The organism is Frigoribacterium sp. CFBP 8766, from assembly GCF_014841435.1.
Classification (GTDB): domain Bacteria; phylum Actinomycetota; class Actinomycetes; order Actinomycetales; family Microbacteriaceae; genus Frigoribacterium.
In genome coordinates, this window is sequence record NZ_JACYTX010000007.1 from 20,648 (window position 1) to 46,008 (window position 25,361).

Consider the following 25,361-nt stretch of genomic DNA (forward strand, 5'->3'; position numbering starts at 1 on the left):
GACGCGCCGGCGCTGGGCCCGCCCTGGGGAGGAGCAGCGACGACGCCCTTGTGATCGTCGCCCCGAGCGCATATGTTGGAGACGACAACAAACGCTCTCGACGACGAGGACCCCGGACATGACGACCACTCCCACCCGCGACGACAAGTTCTCCTTCGGACTCTGGACGATCGGCTACACGGGCGCCGACCCGTTCGGCGGACCGACCCGCCCCGACCTCGACGTGGTCGAGGCCGTCGAGAACCTCGACCGCCTGGGCGCCTACGGCCTGACCTTCCACGACGACGACCTCTTCGCGTTCGGCTCGACCGACGCGGAGCGCCAGACGCAGATCGACCGCCTCAAGGGCGCCCTCGACGCGACCGGCATCGTCGTGCCGATGGTGACGACCAACCTCTTCAGCGCACCCGTCTTCAAGGACGGCGGCTTCACCTCCAACGACCGCGGCGTCCGCCGCTTCGCGCTCCGCAAGGTGCTCCGCAACATCGACCTCGCTGCCGAGCTGGGCGCGAAGACCTTCGTCATGTGGGGCGGCCGCGAGGGCGCCGAGTACGACTCCGCGAAGGACGTGCAGGCGGCGCTGTCGCGCTACAAGGAGGGCGTCGACATGCTCTCGCAGTACGTGCTCGACAAGGGCTACGACCTGCGCTTCGCGATCGAGCCCAAGCCCAACGAGCCCCGCGGCGACATCCTGCTGCCGACCCTCGGCCACGCGATCGCGTTCATCGAGACGCTCGAGCACCCCGAGATGGCCGGCGTGAACCCCGAGGTCGGCCACGAGCAGATGGCGGGCCTCAACTTCACGGCCGGCATCGCCCAGGCGCTCTACCAGGGCAAGCTGTTCCACATCGACCTCAACGGCCAGCGGGGCATCAAGTACGACCAGGACCTCGTCTTCGGCCACGGCGACCTGCAGAACGCGTTCTCGCTCGTCGACCTGCTCGAGCACGGCTCGCCCCAGGGCGGCCCGACCTACGACGGCCCTCGCCACTTCGACTACAAGCCGTCGCGCACCGAGGACATCTCGGGCGTGTGGGACTCCGCCGCCGCCAACATGCGCATGTACCTGCTCCTGAAGGAGCGCGCCCAGGCGTTCCGTGCCGACCCCGACGTGCAGGAGGCGCTGGCCGCCTCCCAGGTCGCGGAGCTGTCGACGCCGACGCTCGGCGAGGGCGAGGGCTACGAGCAGCTGCTCGCCGACCGCGCCTCGTACGAGGACTACGACGCGGGGCAGCACTTCGGCGGCCACGGGTACGGGTTCGTCCGCCTGCAGCAGCTCGCGCTCGAGCACCTGATGGGCGCTCGGGGCTAGGGCAGACGCGCCAGCCGCGCTCTAACACCCCGTTGTGGACGAAACACCTCGTAGGAGCGGGGTGATCGGTCCACACCGGGGTGTTTCGCTGCGCGGGAGAGCAGGCGGCGACCTGCGCCGGCGGGGTCAGTCGCGGGGGGCGAGGGCTGCTCGGGCGCGGTCGGCGGCCTGGCGCGCGGCAGCCGCGTCGGCGTCGGCACGGCGGCGCTCGCGGGTGAGGAACTTCTCGCGGTCGTCCAGCTCGGCGCTGCGACGCTCGGCGGCGGCGAACTCGTCCCGGAGGCGGCGCAGCTGATCGAGGACGTCGTCCCGGTCGTGAGCCAGCCGGGTCGCGCGCTCGTCGACCTCGGCGAGCGCCGCCTCCGCGTCGTCGGCCTCGTGCTCGGCGTCCGCGGCCGCCTCCTCGGCGGCGCGTCGGGCAGCCTCGGCAGCTGCCTGCCGAGCGGCCGCCCGGCCGCGTGTCCGTGACCCGCCACCAGAGGCCGATCCCGTCGCTCCCCCGCCCTCGTCGTCGTGGTCGTCACCGGCGGGGGCAGCGGCTGCGCGCAGCCGCTCCGGGGCGACTCCCTCGGGGGCAGGGCCGGCGACGGCGTCGGTGAGGTCCGCCTCCTCGAGGCCGTCGGCGGCGAGAGCCCGCACGAGGCGGCCGCTGCGCACGGCGGCCGCGGCGGTCGCGTCGGCCACGGCGGCACGGAGGGTCTGGTCGACCTCGGCGAGCGCCGCGGCCGAGAGCGGGTGGCCCGCGTCGGACGCGAGGAGGCGGGCGCGGGCGACGAGGCCGGCCAGCGCCTCCTTCCGCTCCCGGGTCAGGGCGGAGAGGGCAGAGCGGTCGCGGTCGGTCTGAGCCGTGCGGAACCGGCCGCCGAGGGCCGCGAGGGCGACGAGGTCGTCCGGGGCGTCACGGGCGAGGAGGTCGACGGCCCAGGCGGACGCGGAGGCGCGGCGCAGCGCGCGCACGGAGGTCGCCAGGGCGGCGTCGCCGTCGGACTTCGCGTCGCCGGCCAAGGCGTCGCGGGCGGCGGTGAACTGCTGCGGCGGCAGGGCGTAGAGCTGCCGCGCCGCCTCCTCGAGGGTCATCGCCTGACCCTACCGACGCCTCCTCGCCCCTCTCCCCCACCATCACGATCTTGCACACTGGTGTGCAAGATCGTATGATCGGGGTCGTGCACGCCTCGTCTTCCCCCCTCTCCCCCACCCGCGCGCCCCGACGCGACGCCGCCGCGAACCGCGAGGCCCTGATGGCGGCCGCCGTGCGCCTCCTCAACGTCGACCCGGCCGTCCCGCTCGAGGCGATCGCCGCCGAGGCGGGGCTGTCCCGACGCAGCGTCTACGGGCACTTCGCGACCCGGGACGACCTCGTGCGCGAGGTGACCCTGCGCGGTGCCGCCCGCATCGGCGCCGCCGCGGTGCCGGCGCCCTCCGACGACCCGGTCGTCCAGCTCGCCGAGCTCGGCGCGCGCCTGTGGGCCGAGGTCGAGCACGTCCGCGTCATGGCGCAGCTCACCGTGCGCGGGCCGCTGATGCGCGACGTGGGCACGGCGCTCGCGCCGCTGCGCGCGTTCCTGCTCGAGACCGTCCGTCGCGGCGTCGCCGACGGCCGGATGCGCGACGACGTCGACGTCGAGACCCTCGCCCACCTCGTCGAGGGGTCGGCGCTGGCCGTGCTCGACGAGGCGACCGTGCGCGACCTCGACCGCGCCGAGGGCCACCGGCTCGTGATGCTCGCCGTGCTCGGCATGGTCGGGCTCGGCTGGCAGGAGGCGGGCGAGCTCGTCCGCAGCACGCCGGCCCTCGCGCTGCGCACCCCGGAGGACCGCTCGTGAGGCTCGAGCTCGACCACGTCGCCGTCGGCGAGGGGCCCGGTGCGCCGCTGCCCGAGCTGACCGTCGTCGCCGACCGCGGCGCGCCCGGGTTCGTCGCCGTCGAGACGGTCGACGCCCCCGTGCTCGCGTCGCTGATCGCCGGCGGGCGCATGGCCCCGACCAGCGGCCAGGTCACCCTGGACGGGAGCGACGACGCAGCCGCGATCCGCGCCTCCTTCGCCCTGGTCGACACCCCGTCGGTGGCCGAGCCCTTCGGCTCGCTCACCGTCGCGCAGGTCGCCCGGGAGGAGCTCGCGCTCGCCGGCCTCCGCAGCGACCGCGCCTCGACCGCCCTGCTGCTCGACGAGATCGGCCTCGCCGAGCACCGCCGCACCCGCCTCCAGGCGCTGTCGACGGAGCTGCGCGTGCGCCTGCTCTGCGAGCTCGCCGTGCTGCGCGAGGGCGTGCGGGGCCTCGTGCTCACCTCGCCCGAGCGGCACGGCGGCGACGTCGCCGCCTGGCTCGCCGTCGTGCACGACCTCGTCGCCCGCGGAGTCACCGTGCTGACGATCACCGGGGCCGCGGCGCTGGCCGCCGTCGAGGCGCTGCCGGTGCCCGACTTCGGACAGCACGGCGAGCACGCCGCCGGAGGAACGGACGCAGACGCAGACGCGGACGCAGACGCTGACGCTGACGACGCGACCGGTCCCGATGACCTGGGCACCACCTCCCTCGACGCCCCTGACGCCGACACCGACACCGACCTCGACCTCGACCTCGACCTCGACACCGACACCGACACCGACACCACCCCACCCGACGACAGCGCGGTCGCCCCCACCCGAGAGGACCGCTGACCGTGAAGATCATCGCCATCGTCCGAGCCGAGCTGCAGCGGCTGACCTCCACCGGGCTCGCGCGCCTCGCACTCGTCGCCCTGATGACGGTGCCGCTGCTCTACGGCGGCCTCTACCTGTGGGCGAACCAGGACCCGTACGCGAACCTCGACCAGGTGCCCGCGGCGCTCGTCAACGAGGACCAGGGCTCCGTCGTCGACGGCACCGCGACGAACTACGGCGACCAGGTGACCGACGAGGTCGTCGACGGCGGCGACTTCGACTGGCACACCGTCTCGTCGGGCGAGGCCGCGGCCGGGCTGCGCGACGGCACCTACGACTTCACCTTCACGATCCCGCGCGACTTCAGCGCCGACCTGACCTCGGCCAGCTCGGACGACCCGCAGCGGGCGCGGATCGTCCTCGCGACGAACGACACGAACAGCTACCTGGCGACGACGATCGCGGGGCAGGCCGGCAAGACCATCCGCGCGTCGGTCGCCGAGAAGGTCGGCAAGGAGGCGGCGTCCACCTTGCTCGTCGGCCTCGCCGACATCCGGACGAACCTCGGCAGCGCGGTCGACGGGGCGTCGCAGCTCGTCAGCGGCGCGGACTCCGCCGTGTCGGGCGCCGACCAGCTCGTGACCGGGGCGGCCGACGCGTCGTCGGGAGCGGACCAGCTCGCGACGGGCGCGACCACCGCGGCGACGGGCGCGCGGTCGCTGGCGACCGGCACCTCCCAGCTGGCGACCGGCGCGTCGACCCTCTCGACCGGGCTCGACGAGCTGCGCGACCAGACGACCGGCCTTCCCGCCAGCACGCAGCAGCTCGCGGACGGTGCAGCCCAGGTCGCCGACGGCAACCGGCAGCTCGCGACGGCCGTCGGCGACGCGGCGACGGCCAGCCAGGCCGCCGCCGACGCCGCCCCCGAGACGCAGGCGGCGATCGGGCGTCAGCTCGTCGCCCTCTTCGTCTCGAAGGGACAGACGCAGGAGGAGGCGGTCGCCTCGGCGGCCGAGGTCGCCTCGTACTTCGCCCCCGTCACCGACGGCCTGGCCGACGCGAACACGCAGGTGCAGCAGCTGAACGGCCAGGTCGGGGCGCTCTCGACGGGCGCCGACCAGGTCTCCGCCGGCGCGGCGGCGCTCGCCTCGGCGACCCCGGCCCTCACGAGCGGCATCTCCGACGCGGCCGCCGGGGCCGACACACTGGCGACGGGAGCGCAGAGCGCTGCCTCGGGCGCCTCCTCGTTGTCGTCGGGCCTCGGCACGCTCGAGACGGGGGCGGCCTCGCTGTCGACCGGGCTCGGCACGCTCAGCACCGGCACGGTCAGCCTGCGCGACGGGCTCGGGACGCTCGACGACGGCGCCGTGCAGCTGCGGGACGGGCTGCAGAGCGGCCTCGGCGAGATCCCCGCGAGCACCGAGCAGAGCCGCGACGACCAGGCCTCCGCGATCAGCGACCCCGTCGGCGTCGACGACCAGCCGCTCACGAGCGCCGGCACCTACGGCGCGGGGCTCGCCCCGTTCTTCATCAGCCTCGCGGCGTGGATCGGCATCTACGCGCTGTTCCTGATCGTGAAGCCCGTGTCGAAGCGGGCGATCACCGCCGTGAAGGCACCCGTGCGGGTGGTCGCGGCCGGCTGGCTGACGCCGGCCCTGCTCGGCGTGCTGCAGATGGTCGCCCTGTTCGCCATCGTGCGCGGGGCGCTCGGCTTCGAGGTCGCGCACACCTGGGGCATGCTCGGGACGATGGGCCTGGCGAGCGTCACCTTCGCGGCGATCATCATGATGCTCAACGTGCTGCTCGGCAGCGTCGGGCAGTTCCTGGGGCTGGTGCTCATGGTCGTGCAGCTGGTCACCGCCGGCGGGACGTTCCCGTGGCAGACGCTGCCCGGACCGCTCGCCGCGCTGCACTTCGTGCTGCCGATGAGCTACGCGACCGACGGGCTGCGTCAGCTGATGTACGGCGGCAGCACGGCGACGGCGTGGACCGACGCCGGCGTGCTCGCCCTCTGGATGCTCGGCGCGCTGCTGGTGTCGCTGCTCGCGACGGCCCGGATGACGCGTCAGCGGACGCTGCGCGACCTGCGGCCGTCGCTGATCGGCTGAGGCGCAGGGCCAGGAGCCGCGGGCGCAGGAGGCGCGGCGGGCGCCGTCAGCGTCGGCCCGCCTCCTCGGCCTCGATCGCCGGGGCGGCCGCGGGGTCGGCGTCCGCCAGGAACGTGCCGAGCCGCTCGACCTCGGCGGTCTCGCCGATCGCGGCGGCTCCGCGGCGGAGGGCGAAGAGCGAGCGCAGCACCCCGCGGTTCGGCTCGTGCGACCACGGGACGGGGCCCTGTCCGCGCCAGCCGGCGCCGCGAAGGGCGTCGAGGCCGCGGTGGTAGCCGACCCGCGCGTAGGCGTACGCCTCGAGGTCGGCGCCCCGCGCGGAGGCCTCGTCGCTGAGCAGGGCCCAGGCGAGCGACGACGTCGGGTGGGCGACGACGACCTCGGCGAGCGAGAGCGTCTCGAGGTCGGCCGTGACGGCAGGGTCGGCGGGCAGGAGGGTCTCGGGCACGCCGAGGAGGTTCGTGGAGGACATGGGTCCATCCTCTCCCGGGTCAGCCGCCGATGAGGCCGCGCTGCGTCGCGGCCTCCACGGCCTCGCGGCGGCCGGAGACGCCGAGCTTGCGGTACACGCTCCGCAGCTGCGTCTTGACCGTGTTCACGGAGACGTGCAGCTCGGCGGCGACGGAGGGCAGGCTGCGCTCCGTGGCGAGCGAGCGCAGCACGACCGCCTCGCGCTCCGAGAGCGAGCTGCCGATGGCGTCGGCGGGCAGGTCGCCGGCGAGCGAGCGGCCGGGGCCGAGCATGTCCTCGGCGCGCGGGTCGCCCGACGCGGTCGCCGCGGCGACGAGCTGCTCGAGGTCGTCGCGGGGCACGGTCAGCAGCACGGTGCGGAGGCCGGTGTGGGCCAACGCGTCGAGCACCGCAGTGAAGGTCGCGAGCGCCGCGGCCGCACGGTCGAGCCGCAGCTCGGCGACCGCCCTCAGCAGCAGCAGCTGCGACCGGACCCGCTGGTCGGGGACGCCGGCGAGCAGCGCGCCCGAGACGGTGTCGGCGGCACGTCGGGCGTCGGCGCGCAGCAGGTGCGCGGCCCCGCGGCGCAGGACGACCACGGGGTCGTCGGCCGGCAGGTGCTCCAGCTCCGCCTCGGCCCGGCTCACGCGCCCGACCGCGAGCATCAGGCGCACCCGCGTCGTCGCGAGCAGGTCGCTCGACGCTCCGGCGGTCGGCGAGCGGACGCTCCAGCGCGCCGCCTGGGCGTCGAGGTCGACGAGGTGGCCGGCGACGGCGGTCTGGCCGAGCGAGATCATGGCGGACGCCCGTACGGCGAGGACGATCGGCCAGTGCTCGGACGAGGCCATCAGCGGCTCGACGTCGGGCACGAGCCGAAGGGCCTCGTGGGGGCGGAAGTCCTCGAGCGCGAGCACGGCCCGCGCGAGCGCCACCGGGCCGGCCGTCTCGTCGCCCACCTGGGCGAGCAGGGCGCGGCCGGTCGCGACCTCGCCGATCCAGAGGTGCACGAAGGCGCTGGCGCCGACCGACGACGACCGCTGCGCGGCGTGCTCCGGTCCCGAAGCCGCGCCCGACGCCGCGGCGAAGGAGCGCAGCGCCTCCTCGGGCGAGCCGTCGAGCAGCGCCGTCACGCCGAGCTGCTGGTGCACGAAGGAGGCGACGGGCGCCATCTCCTCCCGCTCGGCCGGCGACAGGGCCGCGAGCACGCCCTCGGCCCGTGCGGCGGCGGCGCGGGCGCGGGCGACGTCGCCGAGCATCCGTCGCGCCTGGGCCTCGACGGCGAGGAGGAACGCCTGGTCGGGCGCGGGGACGGAGCCGACGCGCTCCTCGACGGCCGAGACGGCGGCCTCGAGGGCCTGCGCGACGCGGGCGTGGTGCATGCTCACCGTCGAGAAGGCGAGGGCGGTCATCGCGAGCACGACGGGGTGCCGGGCCGTGCGCCGGCTCGGCAGCGTCCCGAGCACGCCCACCAGCTCGGCCGCGTGCCGCAGGGTGAACGAGGGCCACGACCGCTGCAGCACGCGCGAGAGGAGGGGCATGTCGAGCAGCGCCGCCGCGGCCCGGGCCGCGATCATCGGCTGCTCCGCCTCGAGCGCCCACTCGACGGCCTCCTGGCGCAGCGTGCGGGCGTCGTCGGGCCGCCGGGCGTCCAGCTCGCTCCGCAGCGCCTCGCGCACCGCCGCGTAGTAGGCGAACTCGCCGTGCGCGCCCGTGCTCTCGGTGCGCCAGGCCCCGAGGCCGTCCTCCGCCGCACGGTCGAGCGCGGCCGCCGCGGCGTCGGCGTCGGGCAGGTCGGCGAGGCGCGCCGCGAGCGCCGTGGGCAGGGAGTCGACGACGGAGGTGCGGAGCACGAACTCCGTGGCGGGCCCGCCGCGGAGGTGACGGGCCAGCGAGGCACGGACGTGGTCGAGCGCGCACGCGGCCAGCGCCTCCTCGAACGACCGGCCGCCGCGGTCGACGAGCAGGGTCCGGTCGGCGTCGACGCGGTCGGCGACGGCGCGCGCGGACGCCACGACGGCCCCGGCGTGGCCGCCCACGGCGGTGTGCAGCGCGACGACGCGCGAGGCGTCCACGGGACGCCGCAGCACGCCGGCCACGACGACCGCGGCCTCCGCAGGCGTGAGGGCCAGGGCGTCGGGCCCGACCACGACGGTGTCGAGGGCGGCGGCGACGTCGCCCCGCTCGAGCCAGCTGCGGGACCGGGTCGCCACGACCGCCCTGACCCGCCCGCCCGAGCCGACGACCGCCTCCAGGTCGGCCCGGGCCGCCGGGTCGTCGAGCAGGTCGAGGTCGTCGAGCACGAGCACGAGGGGCTGGTCGGGGGCGGCGGCGGCCGCGACGAGGGCGGACCGCGAAGGGGCCGGGGCGAGGTCGTCGCCGAGGAGGCGCGCGAGGGCCGACGAGGACCGTCCCGAGGCCCGCAGCGCGAGGCCCACGGCGGCCCAGAAGGCGCGCCGCCGGTCAGCGGCCGGCACGCCGTCGAGCGCCGCGTCGAGGCCGAGCCACAGCACGCGCTCGTGGTCGCGACGGTGGCGGCGCGCCCAGTCGGCCAGCAGCACCGTCTTGCCGCAGCCCGCCGGCCCGCGGAGCACCACGACGGGCGACCCCGAGGCCTCGTCGAGGGCCCTCAGCAGCCGGGGCCGGCTGACCGTCGCGCCCGGCAGCCGCGGCACGCCCGTCGGCGACGCGCCGACCGGCACCGGCGCGGCAGGCGCCGACCCGGCGGACTCCGCCGTCGCCGCGCTCGCGGGCACGCCGCTGACGGTGGTCACGCGGCGAAGCGCTCCACGCGCAGCACGCAGCTCAGGTCGGCGGAGTCGACGGCGAGCTGCGCCTCCCACTCGGCGGTCTCGCCCGCGGCGACCGCGTCGAGGTCGACCTGGGTCAGGCCGAGGGTCGCCTGGTCGCCGTCGAGCAGCGACACGTAGATCCGGTAGTGCTGGGCGGCGTCCGTGGGGTTCGCGGCCGTCCCGGTGACCGTGTACGCGCCTCCGTCGAGCTCGCACGCGGTCTGCTGCACGTCCTGCAGGGCTCCCACGAAGTCGGGCGCCGTGCCCGGGTCGTCCTGGATGTCGGTGACGGCGGGCGCCGCGGCGGCCGTGCTCGAGGGCGTGGGCGACGGGCTGGCGTCGCCGTCGCCTCCCCCGGTGCAGCCGGCGAGGGCGACGACGAGCGCGGCGCCCCCGAGCACGGCCACGGCCGAGCGGGTCAGCGCGGAGCGGGAGCCGGCGGAGGAGGTGCGGAGCAGGGCAGGTCGGGTGGTCATGAGTGTCCTCTCGGGCGAGCGGTCGTCGTGCGCACGTCCCGGTCGCGACGCCGGCCCGTGAGGGCCAGGCCGAGGCCGGCGACCAGCAGCACCAGGGCGAGGAGCGCCGGGGCGGCCACCTCGTCGCCGGTGAAGGCCAGCACGCGGTCGTGGGTCGGGACGACGACGGTGTCGTCGTCGCGGGTCGGGTCGGGGGTCGGGTCGGGGCTCGTCACGGGCGGCACCGTGCCGTCGGGGCCGGCGCCCGTGCCGATCGCGGTCGCCGTGTTGGACACCTGGCCGGCTGCCACGTCGGCGGCGGTGACGGTGTACGCGGCGGTCGCGACGACGCTCTGTCCGGGTGCGAGCACGCCGGGCTCGCCGGGCCACGACTCGTACCGTACGTCGCCGAGGCCGGGCATCTCGTCCTCCACGCCGACGCCGACCAGCGTCACTGTGCCGGTGTTGACGACGACGAAGCGGTAGTCGAGCTGCTCGCCGAGGCGTCCGGCGCTGCCGGGCGCGTAGCTGACGGTCTTGGTCAGCTCGACGCCCGAGCGCGGCACCACCGTGACGACGGTCGTGTCCTCGTCGGCGCGCAGGGCACCTCCCGCGGTCGTCCCGAGGACGGAGGCGGTGTTGCGGACGAGGCCCGCGTCGACGTCGGCCTGGGTCAGCACGTAGTCGGCCGTGGCCGTCACGCCCTGCGCCGGGGCGAGCACGCCCTCGGCGCCGGGCCACGGATCGAACACGACCTCGCCGAGGCCGGGCAGCTCGTCGGTCAGCGCGAGGCCCGACAGGGTCTCGTCGCCGGTGTTGACGACCTCGAAGCCGAAGCGGACGAGCCCGCCGGCCGCGCCCTCGCCGACGAGGGCGCCGGTCTTGCGCAGCGAGACGCTGGACGAGCCGGGCAGCACGACCCCCGCCTCGGCGACGTCGTCGACGGTCGCGCCGCCGGGCGCCTCGCCCGTGGCGGTCACCTCGGAGGTGACGATCCCTGCGTCGACGTCGCGCTGCGTGAGCACGTACGTGGCGCTCGCGGTCACGCTCTGCCCGGGCTCGAGCACGCCGGGCTCGCCCGGCCACGTGCCGAAGACGATCTGCGAGAGGCCGGGCTGGGCGTCGGACAGCGTCACGCCGCGCAGGGTCACCGAGCCCGCGTTCCGCACGACGTAGCCGAGCTGCAGCACGTCGCCGGCCTTGCCGGTCGCCCCGTCGGCCATGACCTGCGTCTTGGCGACCGTGAGGCCGGCGACGGCAGGCGCCGTGCGCACGGTCGCCTGCGCGGCAGCCGTCACGGCCTCGCCGGTCGGACGGGTCGAGGAGGCGGTGGCCGTGTTGGTCACGGCGCCCGCGTCGACGTCGGCCTGGGTCAGCGTCGACGTGGCGACGGCCGTCACGGACTCGCCCGGGGCGAGCCTGCCCTCGACGGTCGGCCAGGGGCCGAGCACGAGGGGGCTGAGGCCGGGCAGCGGGTCGGCGACCTGCACGCCCGAGAGCGTGACGCCGCCCTCGTTGCGCAGGGTGATCGTCCAGTCGACGACGTCGCCCGCGAGGCCGGAGCCGCGCAGGGCGCCGGCCTTGGCCATGACCAGGGCGGCGTCCGCGACGAGCGGGGTGCGGCCGTCGGCCGAGGCCGAGACGTCGGCCGGGACCCCGGGGCCGCCCGGGCCGCGCACGGGCGTGCCGGTCGCGGTGACGGTCGACGCGATCGCGCCGGCGTCGACGTCGGCCTGCGTCAGCACGTAGCCGGCGGTGGCCGTGACGCTCTTGCCGGGGGCCAGCGAGCCGACCGCGCCCGACCAGGGGCCGACCACGAGGTCGCCGAGACCGGCCTGGCCGTCGGCGAGCCGCACGTCGGTCAGGGTGACCGAGCCGGTGTTCGTGACGGTGAACGTGAAGGGCACGGTGTCGCCGGCGACGCCGGCGGCGCCCTCGGGCAGCGCCTGCGTCTTGGTCACGGCGAGGCGCGGCGCGACGTCGGCGGTCGCGATCGTCGCCGCGTCGCTCGCCACGGCCGCGGCGCCCGTCGGCGGCACGCCGGAGGCGGAGGCCGCGTTCACGACCGAGCCTGCGTCGACGTCGGCCTGGGTCACCGTGTACCGGGCCGTGGCGACGACGGACTCGCCGGGGGCCAGCACACCGGCCTCGTCGGGCCAGCCGTCGGCCGTCCCGCCGGTGTACGTGAACCCGGAGAGCCCGGGCAGCGGGTCGCTCACCACGACGTCGGCCAGCGTGACCGTGCCGGCGTTGACCACGGAGACGCGGTACTCGACCACGTCGCCGACGCGGCCGGAGCCGCCGTCCGCCCACCGCGCCTCCTTGTCGACCGCGAGGGCCGGCGAGGAGGGCAGGACGAGCGGGACGGCGTCGGTCGCCGAGACCGGGGTGGCCGCGGCGTCGTCGCCCACCGCGGTCGCCGTCGCCTCGGTGACGAGCACCCCGGCGTCGACCTCGGCCTGCGTGAGCACGTGCCGGGCAGTGAACGTCGCGGAGGCGCCGGGCGCGAGGACGCGGTCGAAGTCGCCCTGGCCGGTCCACGAGACGAACGAGATGTCGCTGAGGTCCGGCTGCCCGTCGGCGACCGCGACGTCGCGGACGGTGACGTCTCCGGTCGAGGTCACGACCCAGGTGTAGACGACCTCGTCGCCGGCGCGTCCGGTCGCGCCGGGCGCGAGGGCGACCTGCTTGACGAGCCCGAGGCGGGGCCCGTCGGCCGTCAGCGGCACGGTCGTGCGCGCGTCGGCGAGCACGGCGGCTCCCGACGGCGCGGTGCCCGAGACGGTCGCGGCGTTGACGACGCTGCCGCGGTCGACGTCGGCCTGCACGACCGCGTAGGTCGCGGTGCCGGTGACGACCTGGCGCGGCGCGAGCACGCCGACCTCGCCCGGCCAGGGGCCGAGCTCGACGGCGGAGACGCCGTTCAGCCGGTCGTCGACCGCGACGCCCGACACCGTGACGGCGCCGGTGTTCGTGATCGTGAAGGCGAACGAGACGCCGTCTCCGACGCGGCCGGTCGTGCCCGAGGGCCCGGCGGTCAGCGCGCCCGTCTTCGTGAGGGCGAGCGAGGCCGTGCCGTCGAGGCGCACCTCCTGCACCTCGGAGGCGCGGACGGCGGGGCCGCTCGGCGGCGTGCCCACGACGCTGCCGCGCGAGGCCACCACGCCGCGGTCGACGTCGGCCTGCGTGAGCACGTAGCTCGCCGTCGCCGTGACCGTCCGGCCGGGCGCGAGGGTGCCGGCCGCCGCGGGCCAGTCGCCGTACGAGACGACGGAGGCGCGGGCCTGGTCGTCCGAGACGACGACGCCCGAGAGGGTCGCGTCCCCCGTGTTCGTGACGAGGTACTCGTAGCGGACGACGTCGCCGGCCATGCCGGCGGCCCCGGGCTCGAGGGTCGCCGTCTTGACGATCGACACCGCGGGTGCGGTCACGGCCGTCGCCAGGGTCGCGCCGTCGCGGACGACGAGGGGGTCGCCGGCGCCGGCCGGCGGAGCGGCCCGGAGCGTCGCGACGTTCACCAGCGCGCCGGAGTCGACGTCGGCCTGCGTCACGACCCGGTCGACCGTCGCGGTGACGCGCTGGCCCGGGGCGAGCGTGCCGGGGGTGCCCGGCCAGGTCGCCGCCGCGACGACGCCGGAGGGGTCCGCCTCCGTGGCGGCCATGGGGTCGGTCACGACGACGTCGGAGAGCGTCACCGTGCCGGTGTTCGCGACCGCGATCGTGAAGCGGGCGACGTCGCCGACGCGACCGGCGCCTCCGGCGACCCACGACGCCGTCTTGTCGACCGAGGCCGAGGCGGTCCGCGCGAGCTCGACGCCGGCGGCGTCGTCGGACGCGACGACCGATCCGTCGCGCGTCGTGCCCGTGGTGCGGGCCGACGAGCTCACGGCGCCGGCGTCGACGTCGGCCTGGGTCAGCACGTACCGGGCGGTGGCGGTGACGCTCTCGCCGGGCAGCAGGCGGTTCGTCGGGCTCGGCCAGGGGCCGAAGACGACCGGGGAGGCGGCGGTCAGGGCGTCCGTCAGGGTCACGCCGGTGAGCGTGGCCGTCCCGGTGTTCGTGACGACGTACGAGAACTCGACCGTGTCGCCGGCCACGCCCGCGGCGCCCGTCGCGAGGGCGGCGGTCTTCTCGACGCCGATCGCGGCGGCCGTGGGGGCGGTGGAGGCCGTGGCCGCGCTGCTCGCGGTGAGCGGCGCGCCCGTCGGCGGGCTGGCGAGCACCCGCGCCGCGTTGACGACCGAGCCGCTGTCGGCGTCGGCCTGGGTGACCCGGTAGGTCGCCGTGCCGGTGACGGTCTCGCCCGGCGCGAGGCGCCCGGCGGTCCCGCTCGGCCAGGTCGCGACGGCCACGGGCGAGAGCCCGACGAGGGCGTCGTCGAACACGACGCCGTCGAGGGTGACGGTGCCGGTGTTCGTCGCGGTGAAGGTGTACGTGAGCGCGTCGCCGGGCGCCGTGCCCGTGGCGGGCGCGACGGTCTTCGCGAACGCCAGCGCGGGCTGCGGCGGCACGACGACGGTCTTCTCGTCGCTCGCGGTCACGGTCTGCGCGGGCGCCGACGAGCGGCCGGAGGTCGTCGCGACGGACGACACCGAGCCGCGGTCGACGTCGGCCTGGGTCAGCACGTAGACGGCGGTCGCCCGGACGGACTCGCCCGGCGCGAGCGTGCCGGTCGTGCCGCCCGGCCAGGTGCCCGGGGTGATCGTGCCGAGGCCCTGCTGGCCGTCGGCGAGGACGACGCCGGTGAGCGTCGTGTTGCCCTGGTTCGTGACGGTGAACGAGTACTCGACCCGGTCGCCGGCGCGACCGGTCGCGCCCTCGGCGAGCTGCGCCTCCTTCGTCAGGCCCACGACCGGGCCCTGCGGCGCCGCCTGCACGGTGGCCGACGCGGGTCGGCGGACGACCGTCCCGTCGGGCGCGGTGGCGAAGGCCGTGGCCGTGTTCGTGATCGCGCCGCCGGCGTCGAGGTCGCTCTGGCGGATCGTGTAGCCCGCCCGGCCCATGACGCGCTCACCCGGCGCGAGCACGCCGATCGCGCCCGGCCAGCGGTCGAACGTCACGTCGCTGAGGCCCGGCATCTCGTCGACGATGTCGAGCAGGCTGAGCGTGACCGTGCCGGTGTTGCGCACCTGGAACGTGTAGTCGACGCCCTGGCCGACCTGCCCGGTGGTGCCCGCGGCGAGACGGCCCGCCTTGGTGAACGACATCGTCGAGACCTGGTCGACCGCGACGCCGGCCGTCGCGTCGGCCCGGACGGGCACGCCGCCGGGGCCGGTGCCCGTGGCGCGGGAGGCGCTGGTCACGCCGCCCGCGTCGACGTCGGCCTGGGTGAGCAGGTAGGTGGTCGTGGCGGTCACGCTCTGTCCGGGCGCGAGGCGTCCGGCGGTGCCGCCCGGCCAGGAGCCGAAGACGGGAGCGGGGGCGCCGACCTGGTCGTCGGCGAGCTGGACGCCCGTCACGGTCTGGTTGCCGGGGTTGGTGACGACCCAGCTGAGCTGGACGGCGTCGCCGGCGACGCCGCGCGCCCCCGGCGTGAGCGCCTCGGTCTTGGTCAGCGCGAGGGCAGGTCGTCCGGAGCTGGTCGCGAGCGTCGCGGCGTCCGACGCGCGCACGGTCTCGCCGCGTGCCGGCTGGGCCGAGACCGTGGCGCGGTTCGCGACGGAGCCGGCGTCGAGGTCCCGCTGCGTGAGGACGTAGGAGGCGGTGCCCACCGCGGTCTCCCCCGGCGCGAGCACGCCCGCGGCGGCCGGCCAGGTCCAGGCGATCGTGCCGAGGCCCGGCAGCGGGTCGGCCACGTCGACGCCCGAGAGCGTCACGGCGCCGGTGTTGCCGACGCTGAACGTGTAGCGGGCGACGTCGCCGACCGCACCCGCGCCTCCTGCGGCGTCCGTCACCGACTTGTCGAGCGACACGGCGGCGGGCGCGGTCAGCGGCGTCGACGCGGAGGTGCGCGCGGCGACCGCGTCGCCCTGCGGCGAGGTGCCGGAGGCGACGGCCGGCGACGAGAGGCCTCCGGCGTCGACGTCGGCCTGGGTCAGCACGTGGGTGGCCGTCGCGGTGACGCTCTGCCCGGGGGCGAGCGTCCCCGCCGAGGTCGGCCAGGAGCCGACGACGAGGTCGGAGAGCCCGGCCTGCGCGTCGGACAGCACGACGTCGGTCAGCGTCGACGTGCCCGTGTTCGTCACGGTGAACGAGTACGTCACGACGTCGCCGGCCACGCCCGCGGCGTCGGCGGGCAGCACCTGGGTCTTGGCGACCGAGAGCGCGGGCGTCGTCGGGGCGAGCGCGAGGGTGTGCACGCCGGTGCCCGTGACGGGCTCGCCCGAGGGCGGGGTCGCGGTGGCGAGCGCCTGGTTGACGACCGCTCCGGCGTCGGCGTCGCCCTGCGTGACCGTGTACGACGCCGCGGCGCGCACCTGCTCGCCGGGGCCGACCTGGCCCACCGGGCCGGGCCACTCGCCGAAGCGGACGTCGCCGACGCCGACGAGGGCGTCGCGCACGGTCAGCAGGTTCAGGGTCACGTTGCCGCGGTTGACGACGACGAACTCGTAGTCGATGCGGTCGCCGACCACGCCGCGCGCGCCGTCGGCGAGCGTGCCGGTCTTGGTGACCTCGACGTCGGGCCGCTCGGCGACCTCGGTGCGCGCGTCGGCGGTGCCGGCGACGCGGGCGCCGCTCGGCGGGGTGCCGCGCGTCGTGGCCGTGCTCGACACGCCGCCCGCGTCGACCTCGGCCTGGCTGAGCACGTGGGTCGCGGTCGCGGTGACCGACCGGCCGGGGGCGAGGGTGCCCGCGGTGCCGCCCGGCCAGGGGCCGAACACGGCGTCGGTGACGCGCGCCTGGCCGTCGCGCACGGTGACGCCGGTCAGCGTGACCCCTCCGGTGTTCGTGACGACGTACGAGTACTGCACGACGTCGCCGGCGACGCCGGTGGCGTCGGGCGCGAGAGCCTGCGTCTTCTCGATGCGGATCGAGGGCGCGGCCGAGGTGGTGACCACGCTCGCCGAGGCGCGGGCGGTCGGGGAGTCGCCCGAGCCCGGCGGCGGCGTGCCCGACACGGTGGCCGTGTTCAGGGCCGAGCCCGAGTCGACGTCGGCCTGCGTGACGACGCGGTCGGTGGTCGCCGAGACGGCCTCGCCGGGCAGCAGCGTGCCCTCGGCCGTCGGCCAGGTGCCGTACTGCAGCGGGGTCGCGTCGGCCAGGGCCTCGACGATCGCGACGCCCGTCAGGGTCGTCGTGCCGGTGTTGCGGGCCGTGATGACGTAGCGCAGCGTGTCGCCGAGCTGCGCGGACTCGACGGCCGAGCCGTCGGTCGCGGTGGCGCGCTTGTCGAGCACGAGGGCGTTCTCGCGGACGCTCGCGACCGAGCCGTCGGCATCGTCAGAGACGGTGGCGGGGGCGCCCGAGGCGCCGGGCGCCGAGCCCGAGACGGTCGCCGTGGAGGCGATGCCCCCGGCGTCGACGTCGGCCTGCGTCAGGCGGGCGGTCGCGGTCGCGGTGATCGACTGGCCCGGCGTCAGGGTGCGGTCGGCGCCCGGCCACGGGCCGAACACGATCTCGGAGATCCCGGGCTGGGCGTCGGTCAGCTGCACGTCGCTGAGGGTCGTGTCGCCGGTGTTGGTGACCGTGTACGAGAAGCGGACCTCGTCCCCGGCGACGCCGCGGGCGCCTCCTTCGAGCAGTTCCTGCTTGTCGAGCGTGATCGACGGCGCCTGGGCGGCCGTCGCGAGCGTGAACGAGCGGGTCGACGTGATCGCGTCGCCGGCGGGCGGGTTCGCGATGGCCGTCGCCGTGTTCTCGACGCGGCCGCGGTCGACGTCGGCCTGGGTCACCCGGTACGACGCGGTGCCCTGGGCCGAGCTGCCGGGCGCGAGCGAGCGGCCCTCGCCGAGGCCCGTGTACGTGATGGTGCCGATGCCGGGCAGCGGGTCGCTGACCTCGATCAGGTAGAGGGTCACGTTGCCGGTGTTGACGACGTCGAAGGCGTAGTCGACGCGGTCGCCGAGGCGACCGGCCGCGCCGCCGGCGAAGGCTCCGGTCTTGTCGAACGAGTAGCCGGGCGCGGCGGCGACGAGCAGGCTGCGCACGTCGGCGGCCTCGACGCGGTCGCCCGCGGCGTCGACCGAGCGTGCCGTCACGGAGGCGGTGCTCCGGACGCGGCCGGCGTCGACGTCGGCCTGGGTCAGCGTGTACGAGGCCGTGAAGCGCACCGTCTGCCCGGGCGCGATGCGGCTGTCGCTCGTCCACGGGCCGCCGTCGGCGAGGGCGACGTCGCCGAGACGGGCCTGGTCGTCGGTCACGACGACGTCGGTCAGGGTCGAAGAGCCCGTGTTCGTCACGTCGAAGGTGAACGAGACGCGGTCGCCGGCACGGTGCACCGCGGCGTCGGGGTCGGCGAAGAGCTCGGTCTTGACGAGGCCGATCTGCGCGGCGGCGTCGAGCTGGATCGAGGCGCTCGCGACGCCGGTGGGCGTCGTGCCGTCGGGGGCCGACGCGGAGGCGGTGGCCCGGTTGACGAGCAGGCCGTCGTTCGCGTCGACGTCGGCCTGCGTCACCACGTGGCGCCCGGTGCCCTTGACGGACTCCCCCGGCAGCAGCGTGCCGGCGGCCGCGGGCCACGGCCCGAGCTGCACGGTCACGCCCGCCATGTCGTCGGCCACGCCCACGCCGGTGAGCGTGGTGTTGCCGCGGTTCGTGACGAGGAACGACCAGACGACCGTCTCGCCGACGTCGGACTGCTGGCCGTTCGCGGTGGTCGCGTCGAACGCGGCCGTCTTGGCCAGCGCGACCGCGGGCGCCCGGGTGACGGGCGCCTCCGCTGCGGCGGTCGCCTGGACGGGCCGGCCGTCGGACGCCGTGCCCGAGGCGGTCGCGGCCGAGCCGATGCGGCCCGCGTCGACGTCGGCCTGCGTCAAGCGGTAGGCGCCCGTCGCCGTCGCGCTCTCGCCCGGGCGCAGCGTCACGGTCGTCGAGGTGCCCGAGCCCCAGGTCACCGCCGAGAGGCGGGCCTGCTCGTCGAGGATCGAGATGCCCGAGACGGTCACGTTGCCGGTGTTGGTGACGACGTAGGTGAAGACGGCGCCGTCGTTCGCCGTCGTGGGGCCCGAGGCCGGCGGCGTGACGGTCTCGGTCTTGGTCAGCTCGAGGCGGGGCGCGCTCGTGGCCGTGGCCACGGTCGCGGCCGCGGTGGCCGTGACGGTCTGGCTGCCCGGCGCGGGCGCGGTCGCCGTGGCGCGCGCCGTGTTGACGACGCTGCCCGCGTCGACGTCGGCCTGGGTCAGCACGGACTGCGCCGTGGCGGTGGCCCGGGCGCCGGGGGCGAGGGCCCCGGGCTCGCCGGGCCAGGTGACGACGGGCGTCGTGATGCCGGGCAGGGCGTCGGTGATCGCCGCGCCGGACAGCGTCACCGTGCCGGTGTTGACCAGCACGAAGCGCCACTCGACCGTGTCGCCGACCGCACCGGCGCCTCCTGCGGCCACCGCCCCGGTCTTCGTCAGCTGGACGCCCGGCGCCTGCCGGGTCGTGACCTGTCCGTCGGCGTCGGCGCGCACCACGGCGCCGCGCGGCGACGTGCCCACGGCCGTGGCCCGCGAGCTGACCTGGCCGGCGTCGACGTCGGCCTGCACGAGGGTGAAGCTCGAGCTCGCCGTCACCGACTGGCCGGGGGCCAGGGTGCCGGCGGTGCCGCCCGGCCAGGCGCCGTAGACGACGGCCGTGGCGCGGGGCTGCTGGTCGCTGACCGAGACGCCCGTGAGGGTGGTCGTGCCCGTGTTGGTGACGACGTACCCGAGGTCGACGGTGTCGCCCACGTCGCCGGCGGCCGTGCCGCGCAGCGTCTCGGTCTTGGTCAGGCCGACGGCCTGGGTGCCCACGGCCGTGCGCACCGTCTCCGCGTCGGAGGCCGTCGCGGCCGTGCCGGACGGGCCGGTCGCGGAGGCGGTGGCCGCGTTCGTCACGCTGCCCGCGTCGACGTCGGCCTGGGTCACGACGTACGTCGCGGTGGCCCGCACCGTCTGGCCGGGGGCGAGCTGGCCGCTCACCGCGCCGGGCCAGGTGCCGTACGAGATGGCCGAGAGGCCGGGCAGGCGGTCCTCGACGGCGACGCCCGAGACGGTCTGCGAGCCGGTGTTCGTCACGTCGAAGCGGTAGGTGACGCGGCTGCCGACCGAGCCCGAGCCGGCCACGACGGCCGTCTTGTCGAGGGCGATCGCCGGGGCGGAGTCGATCGGCTGCACGGCCGTCGCCTCGGCCGACGTCTGGACGCCCTGCGGCGTCGCGCCGCGCACGGACGCGCGGTTGGCCACGCTGCCGGCGTCGGCGTCGGCCTGGGTCACGACGTAGCGGGCCGTGGCGGTGACGGTCTCGCCCGGGGCGAGGCGGCCGGCGGCGCCCGGCCACGTGTAGGCGAGGGTGCCGAGACCGGCCAGCGGGTCGGTGATGCCGACGCCGGTCAGGGTGACGGTGCCGCGGTTCGTGGCGGAGAAGCGGTACTCGAGCGCGTCGCCGGCGCGGCCGGCCGAGCCGCCCGCGACGGGCGCGACCTGCTTGGTGAGCGCGAGCGCGGGCGACGAGGTGATCGGCACGGTCGCGGCGCCGGAGGCGGTGGTCGTCTGGCCCCCCGGGGCGACCCCGCGGGCCGTCGCCGTGTTCACGACCGCGCCGGCGTCGACGTCGGCCTGCGTCACGGCGGCCGAGGCGCGAGCGACGAGGGTCTGCCCGGGCGCCAGCTGGCCAGGGGTGCCCGGCCAGGTCAGCACGGGCTCGCTGAGGCCGGCGAGCGAGTCGCTCAGCACCACGGAGCCCAGCGTGACCGTGCCCGTGTTCGTCACGCGGATCGTGAAGTCGGCGACGTCGCCGGCGGCGCGGGTCGACCCGGCGCGCAGGGCGCCGCTCTTCGCGACGGCGAGCCCGGCGGTCTGCGGCACGGCGGTCGTGGCCGTCGCGCCCTGGGTCACGAGCGCGTTCTGGGGCGTCCGGCCGGAGGCGGTGGCCGTGTTCACGACGCTGCCCCGGTCGGCGTCCGCCTGCGTCAGGCGGTAGCTGGCCGTGGCGGTGACCGCCTGGCCGGGGGCGAGGGTGCCGGCGGTGCCGCTGGCCCAGGTGCCGTACGAGACGGCCGAGAGACCGGCGAGCGGATCGGTCACGGCGACGCCGCGCAGCGTCACGGCGCCGGTGTTGACGACGCGGAACGAGTAGGTGACGACGTCGCCGGCGGCGCCCGTCGAGCCGGCCGCGGGGGTGCCGGTCTTCGTCACGCCGAGCGAGCCGGGCGCGCTGATCGGGGCCGTGGCGGAGCCCTGGCCCTGGACGGTGCCGAGCGCCGGGGTCCGGCCGGAGGCGGTGGCCGTGTTCACGACGGAGCCCGCGTCGACGTCCGCCTGCGTCACCGCGTAGGTCGCGGTCGCCGTGACGCGCTGGCCCGGGGCGAGGGTGCCCGCGGTGCCGCTCGGCCACGTGCCGTACGCCGGGGCCGAGAGGCCGGGCAGCGGGTCGGCGACCGACACCGAGGTGAGGGTCTGGTTGCCCGTGTTCGTCGCGGTGAACGTGTAGGTGAGCACGTCGCCCGCGCGGGCCGCGGTGCCCGCGACCGACTTCGTCAGCGCGACCGCGGGGGCCGGGGCGACGGTGACGAGGGCGGACCCGCTCGCGCGCACCGCGCCTCCTGCGGGCGGGGTGCCGGAGGCGGTGGCCGTGTTCGCGACGCTGCCCCGGTCGACGTCGGCCTGGGTCAGCGCGTAGCGCGCGGTCGCCGTCACCTGCTGGCCCGGCGCGAGCGTGCCCGCGGTGCCCGGCCAGGTGCCGTACGTGACGGCCGAGAGCCCGGGCAGCGGGTCGGTCAGGGCGACGCCGGTGAGGCTGACGTTGCCCGAGTTGCGGACGGTGAACGTGTAGTCGACGCGGTCGCCGGCGCGGCCCTGCGCGTCGGCCGCGAGCACGCCCGACTTGGCGACGGAGATGGCGGGCGACGAGGCGACGGGCACGGTCGCGGCGGCGTTCGACGTCGCTCGCTGCCCGTTGGCCGGGGTGCCGGTCGCGGTCGCCGTGTTGACGACGGAGCCCGCGTCGACGTCGGCCTGGGTGAGCGCGTAGCTGGCCGTCGCCGAGACCTGCTGGCCCGGTGCGAGACGGCCGGAGGTGCCGCCCGGCCAGGTGCCGAAGGCCACGCGGTCGGCCACCAGCGGGTCGGCGATCGTGACGGCGTCGAGGGTGGAGGCACCGGTGTTCCGCACGGTGAACGACCAGGTGACGACGTCGCCGACACGGCCGGTCGCGCCCGGGGCGAGCGCGCCCGACTTGGTCAGCGAGACGGTGCTCGCCGCGGCCACGTCGACCGAGGCGGTGGCGGTCTGGCGCACCACGGCGCCGGACGGCGGGGTGCCCTGCACGGTGGCCGTGTTCTGCACCCGGGCGGCGTCGACGTCGGCCTGGGTCAGCGTGTACGACGCGGTCGCCGTGACGGCCTGCCCGGGGGCGAGGGTGCCGGCGGTGCCGCTCGGCCAGGTGCCGTACGTGATCGGGCCGACGCCGGCGACGGCGTCGGTGATCGTCACGCCGCGCAGGGTGACGGAGCCGGTGTTGGCGGCGCTGAAGCTCCAGGTGACGACGTCGCCGGCGCGGCCGGAGGCACCGGCGGCGAGGGCACCGGTCTTCGTCAGCGAGACGGACGAGCCGGTCGAGAGCGGCAGCGTCGCCGCGGCCGCCGACGAGACGGCCGCGCCGCTCGGGGGCGTGCCGGTGCCGGTGGCGCGGTTCACGACCGAGCCGGAGTCGACGTCGCTCTGCCGCACCGTGTAGGTCGCGGTCGCGGTGACCTGCTGGCCGGGGCGCAGGGTGCCGGCGGTGCCGCTCGGCCACGTGCCGTAGCTGAAGGCCGAGAGACCGGTCAGAGGGTCGCTCGCGGCGACTCCCGTGAGGGTCTGGTTGCCCGTGTTCGACAACGTGACGGTGTACGTGACGACGTCGCCGGCGACGCCCGCGGCTCCGGCGGGCAGGGCGGCCCGCTTCGTGGTGGCGAGGGCGGGCGCAGCGGCGACGGCGACGCTGGTCGAGGCCGTGTTCGACGTGACGGCGGCGCCGCTGGGGGACGCCGCGCGGGCGGTGGCCGTGTTCGGCACGGTGCCGCGGTCGACGTCGGCCTGGGTCAGCGTGTACGGGGCGGTGGCCGTGACCTGCTGCCCGGGGGCGAGGCGGCCGGCCGTGCCGCCCGGCCAGGTGCCGTAGGCGATCGTGCCGACGCCCGCGACGCCGTCGGTGATCGTCGCGCCGGTGACGGTCTGGTTGCCGCTGTTGCGCAGCGTGAAGGAGAAGGTCACGACGTCGCCGGCCCGGCCGGTGCTGCCGGCGGGGAGGGCGCCGGTCTTCGTGAGCGCGAGCGCCGGGTTCGCCGGCACGGCGGTGCGGGCGGTCGCGGAGGCGGTGGGCTGCGGGCCGCCGTCGGCGTCGGTGCCGACGACGGAGGCGGTGTTCGAGATCGAGGAGGCGTCGACGACGGCCTGCGTGAGGGCGAAGGTCGCGGTCGCCGTGACCGACTGGCCCTCGCCGAGGGTGCCGGCGGTGCCGCCGGGCCAGGCGCCGTAGGTGAGGCCGGAGAGGCCCGGGAGGCTGGTGTCCGTGATGCTGACGCCCGTGAGGGTGCCGCCGCCGGTGTTCCGGGCGGTGAAGGTGTACGTGACGACGTCGCCGACGGCCCCGGTCGAGCCGGAGGGGAGCGCGCCCGTCTTGGTGAGCGCGATCGCGCTGAGGTGCACGGTCGTCGTGCCGGTGCTGGTCACGGTGACCGCGGAGTTGCCGGCGGCGGTGCCGGTCGCGGTGGCCGAGCTGACCTGGTTCGCCTGCGTCGGCGGCGGGCCGGTGCAGTTGAAGGTGACCACGGCGCCGACCGCCAGGGTCCCGACGGTCCTCCGGCACTCCGGGTTGTCCGGATCGGCCACGACGACGTTCGTCAGCGCCACGGAGCCCGTGTTCGACACGGTGATCTGGAACCGCGTGTTCTCGGTGGCGACCCGGTACTGGTCGCCGATGGTGCCGTCGAGGCTCTTGACCACCGTCAAGGAGGCGGTGGGCACGCTGAGCACGGCGCTGCGCAGCAGGTACGAGTCGCCGCTGGTGCCGATCTGCAGGTTGATCGAGGTGTCGCCCGCCTGGACGCCGGGCAGGGTCGTGGTCGCGGCGTCGACGCTCGCGTTCGTGAAGACCGGCGTGGCCGCCGACCCGGTCTGCGTGTAGCGCGTCGAGCCGTCGGCCCGGCTGATGCCGACGTTGTCCAGGGCCCCTGCGGCGTTGGGGATCTCGGCGTACGCCCCGGCCTGGCGGTTGTAGCGCATGTAGTCGCCGGTGATGCCCCGGTCTCCCTCGAAGAGCGTGTAGCCGAAGCGGGCGGCGCCGAGCGACGAGAAGCCCGAGAACGCGACGGTGAGGTCGGGGTCGGAGGCGCCCTCGCGCACGTGGCCCTCGTAGTAGATGACGCTGTGCGGCTCGGAGGCGGTGTTGCCGGGCACGTAGGTGCCGTAGTCGTAGACGACCGTGAGCGACCAGCCGGCGTAGCAGCCCGCCCCGACGGGGGCCCAGATGTCGCCTGCCGAGACGGCGAGCGCGCTGCCGGTGGCGGCGCCCGCGAAGGCGGCCGTCACGTCGGCGCCGGCGCTGTAGTAGAGCGCCGTGCCGGGGGCCGTGGCCGCGGTGTCCTCGAGGACGCCGGTCGCCGGGACGCTGCGCACGGCGGCCGAGCCGACCTTGAGCTTCGCCGCCTGCGTGCGGTAGCCCGACGAGCTGTCGGGACGGGTCGCGAGGGGCGACTGTCCGCTGATGACCTGGTTCTGCGTCAGGGCGCCGCAGCGCAGCGCGTCGGCTCCGGTGCGCCCCGCGAAGACGCCCGTGTTGGCGCTCCAGCTGAGGAACGCCTTCGCGACGGTGGCCCCGGAGGGGATGGTGACGGAGGCGGAGCTCGAGTTGGTCGTGAAGCCCGAGACGGTGTTCGAGGCCTGCATCGAGAAGTAGTCGTTGACGTTGTTGGTGGCGGTCGTGGTGCCCGCGTGCAGGTTCGCGCAGGTGCCGGCGCCCGAGACGACGGCCGTGCCGCAGGCGAGCACCCCGTTGCCCACCTGCAGGAAGTCGCCGTTGACCGTGTCCTGCCAGGACGGGGCGGTGCCGCCGGCTGTACCCCACTGGACGACGGCTGCCTCGGCGCGCTCGGCGGGGTCGACGAGCGACAGGCCGGTCACGGGGACGATCACGGCGAGCACGACGGCGACGACGCGCATCGGCAGCGGCCAGGCGCTGCCGCCCGCGCGGTGGCGCGGCCGGCGGCGGACGTGGCGGGCGGAGCGGTCACGGCGCGTCGGGGCGTCGGGAGTTGCGGGCACGGCTGATCCTCATTTGTCGGTTCGGCGATCGCGCTCGGCGATCATCGGCCCTCCAGCTCGTGATCGGAGCGGATGCCGAGGCGGGGCTGCCGTCCCAGTAGGCGACCCGGTCCCAGTGTGGGCGACACGTGTACCCCGAACAGCCCCGATCGCCCAATTCACCCCGCCTTTCACCTCACCGTGTCCGCACTCCTGGGGACACGCCTGTACCATCCCCCTCGCTCGGGGGCCAGCCCGGCCGCGG

General features: G+C 76.3%; 9 protein-coding genes. 4 read left to right on the forward strand and 5 right to left on the reverse strand.

The genetic code is table 11. From position 1 onward, the window contains the following. Positions 1-118: 118 nt before the first annotated feature. Entirely contained in the window at positions 119-1,312 is a 1,194-nt protein-coding gene (gene xylA / locus IFT90_RS15065; RefSeq protein ID WP_192043028.1) for a xylose isomerase, read from the forward strand. 126 nt (positions 1,313-1,438) lie between these two features. Here xylA and IFT90_RS15070 read toward each other — a convergent pair whose 3' ends face one another. Continuing rightward, on the reverse strand, positions 1,439-2,389 hold the full coding sequence (locus IFT90_RS15070) for a transposase (protein WP_192043029.1): 951 nt from the start codon (positions 2,387-2,389) through the stop codon (positions 1,439-1,441). An 86-nt stretch (positions 2,390-2,475) separates the two neighbouring features. Between IFT90_RS15070 and IFT90_RS15075 the strand changes: the two genes are divergently transcribed. From IFT90_RS15075 to IFT90_RS15085, 3 genes are read left to right on the forward strand one after another with little or no spacing between them, the layout of a single operon-like run. Then, the gene (locus IFT90_RS15075; protein ID WP_371812332.1) at positions 2,476-3,135 is read left to right on the forward strand and encodes a TetR/AcrR family transcriptional regulator; all 660 of its coding nucleotides are present in this window, start codon (positions 2,476-2,478) and stop codon (positions 3,133-3,135) included. Continuing rightward, positions 3,132-3,971 carry a hypothetical protein gene (locus tag IFT90_RS15080; RefSeq protein ID WP_192043030.1) on the forward strand — a complete coding sequence of 280 codons (840 nt, stop codon included), beginning with the start codon at positions 3,132-3,134 and terminating at the stop codon, positions 3,969-3,971. Before IFT90_RS15075 ends, IFT90_RS15080 begins: the two co-directional genes overlap by 4 nt. 2 nt (positions 3,972-3,973) lie before the next feature. After that, positions 3,974-6,061, forward strand: coding sequence for a YhgE/Pip family protein (locus IFT90_RS15085; protein WP_192043031.1), 2,088 nt, complete (start codon positions 3,974-3,976; stop codon positions 6,059-6,061). Between the two features lie 46 nt (positions 6,062-6,107). Here IFT90_RS15085 and IFT90_RS15090 read toward each other — a convergent pair whose 3' ends face one another. The 4 genes from IFT90_RS15090 to IFT90_RS15105 are packed head-to-tail and all read right to left on the reverse strand — an operon-like array spanning position 6,108 to position 25,117. Next, positions 6,108-6,533 carry a DUF3151 domain-containing protein gene (locus IFT90_RS15090; RefSeq protein ID WP_192043032.1) on the reverse strand — a complete coding sequence of 142 codons (426 nt, stop codon included), beginning with the start codon at positions 6,531-6,533 and terminating at the stop codon, positions 6,108-6,110. 19 nt (positions 6,534-6,552) lie between these two features. Continuing rightward, positions 6,553-9,282, reverse strand: a complete 2,730-nt coding sequence (locus IFT90_RS15095; protein WP_192043033.1) for a LuxR C-terminal-related transcriptional regulator — start codon at positions 9,280-9,282, stop codon at positions 6,553-6,555. Further along, entirely contained in the window at positions 9,279-9,776 is a 498-nt protein-coding gene (locus tag IFT90_RS15100) for an FxLYD domain-containing protein (protein WP_213016646.1), read from the reverse strand. Before IFT90_RS15100 ends, IFT90_RS15095 begins: the two co-directional genes overlap by 4 nt. Next, positions 9,773-25,117, reverse strand: coding sequence for a DUF11 domain-containing protein (locus IFT90_RS15105; RefSeq protein WP_192043034.1), 15,345 nt, complete (start codon positions 25,115-25,117; stop codon positions 9,773-9,775). Before IFT90_RS15105 ends, IFT90_RS15100 begins: the two co-directional genes overlap by 4 nt. Positions 25,118-25,361 lie beyond the last annotated feature (244 nt).

Coding starts and splice junctions, on each gene's coding strand:
- xylA (WP_192043028.1), top strand. CDS start 119: ATGACGACCACTCCCACCCGCGACGACAAGTTCTCCTTCGGACTCTGG.
- IFT90_RS15090 (WP_192043032.1), bottom strand. CDS start 6,533: ATGTCCTCCACGAACCTCCTCGGCGTGCCCGAGACCCTCCTGCCCGCC.
- IFT90_RS15100 (WP_213016646.1), bottom strand. CDS start 9,776: ATGACCACCCGACCTGCCCTGCTCCGCACCTCCTCCGCCGGCTCCCGC.
- IFT90_RS15070 (WP_192043029.1), bottom strand. CDS start 2,389: ATGACCCTCGAGGAGGCGGCGCGGCAGCTCTACGCCCTGCCGCCGCAG.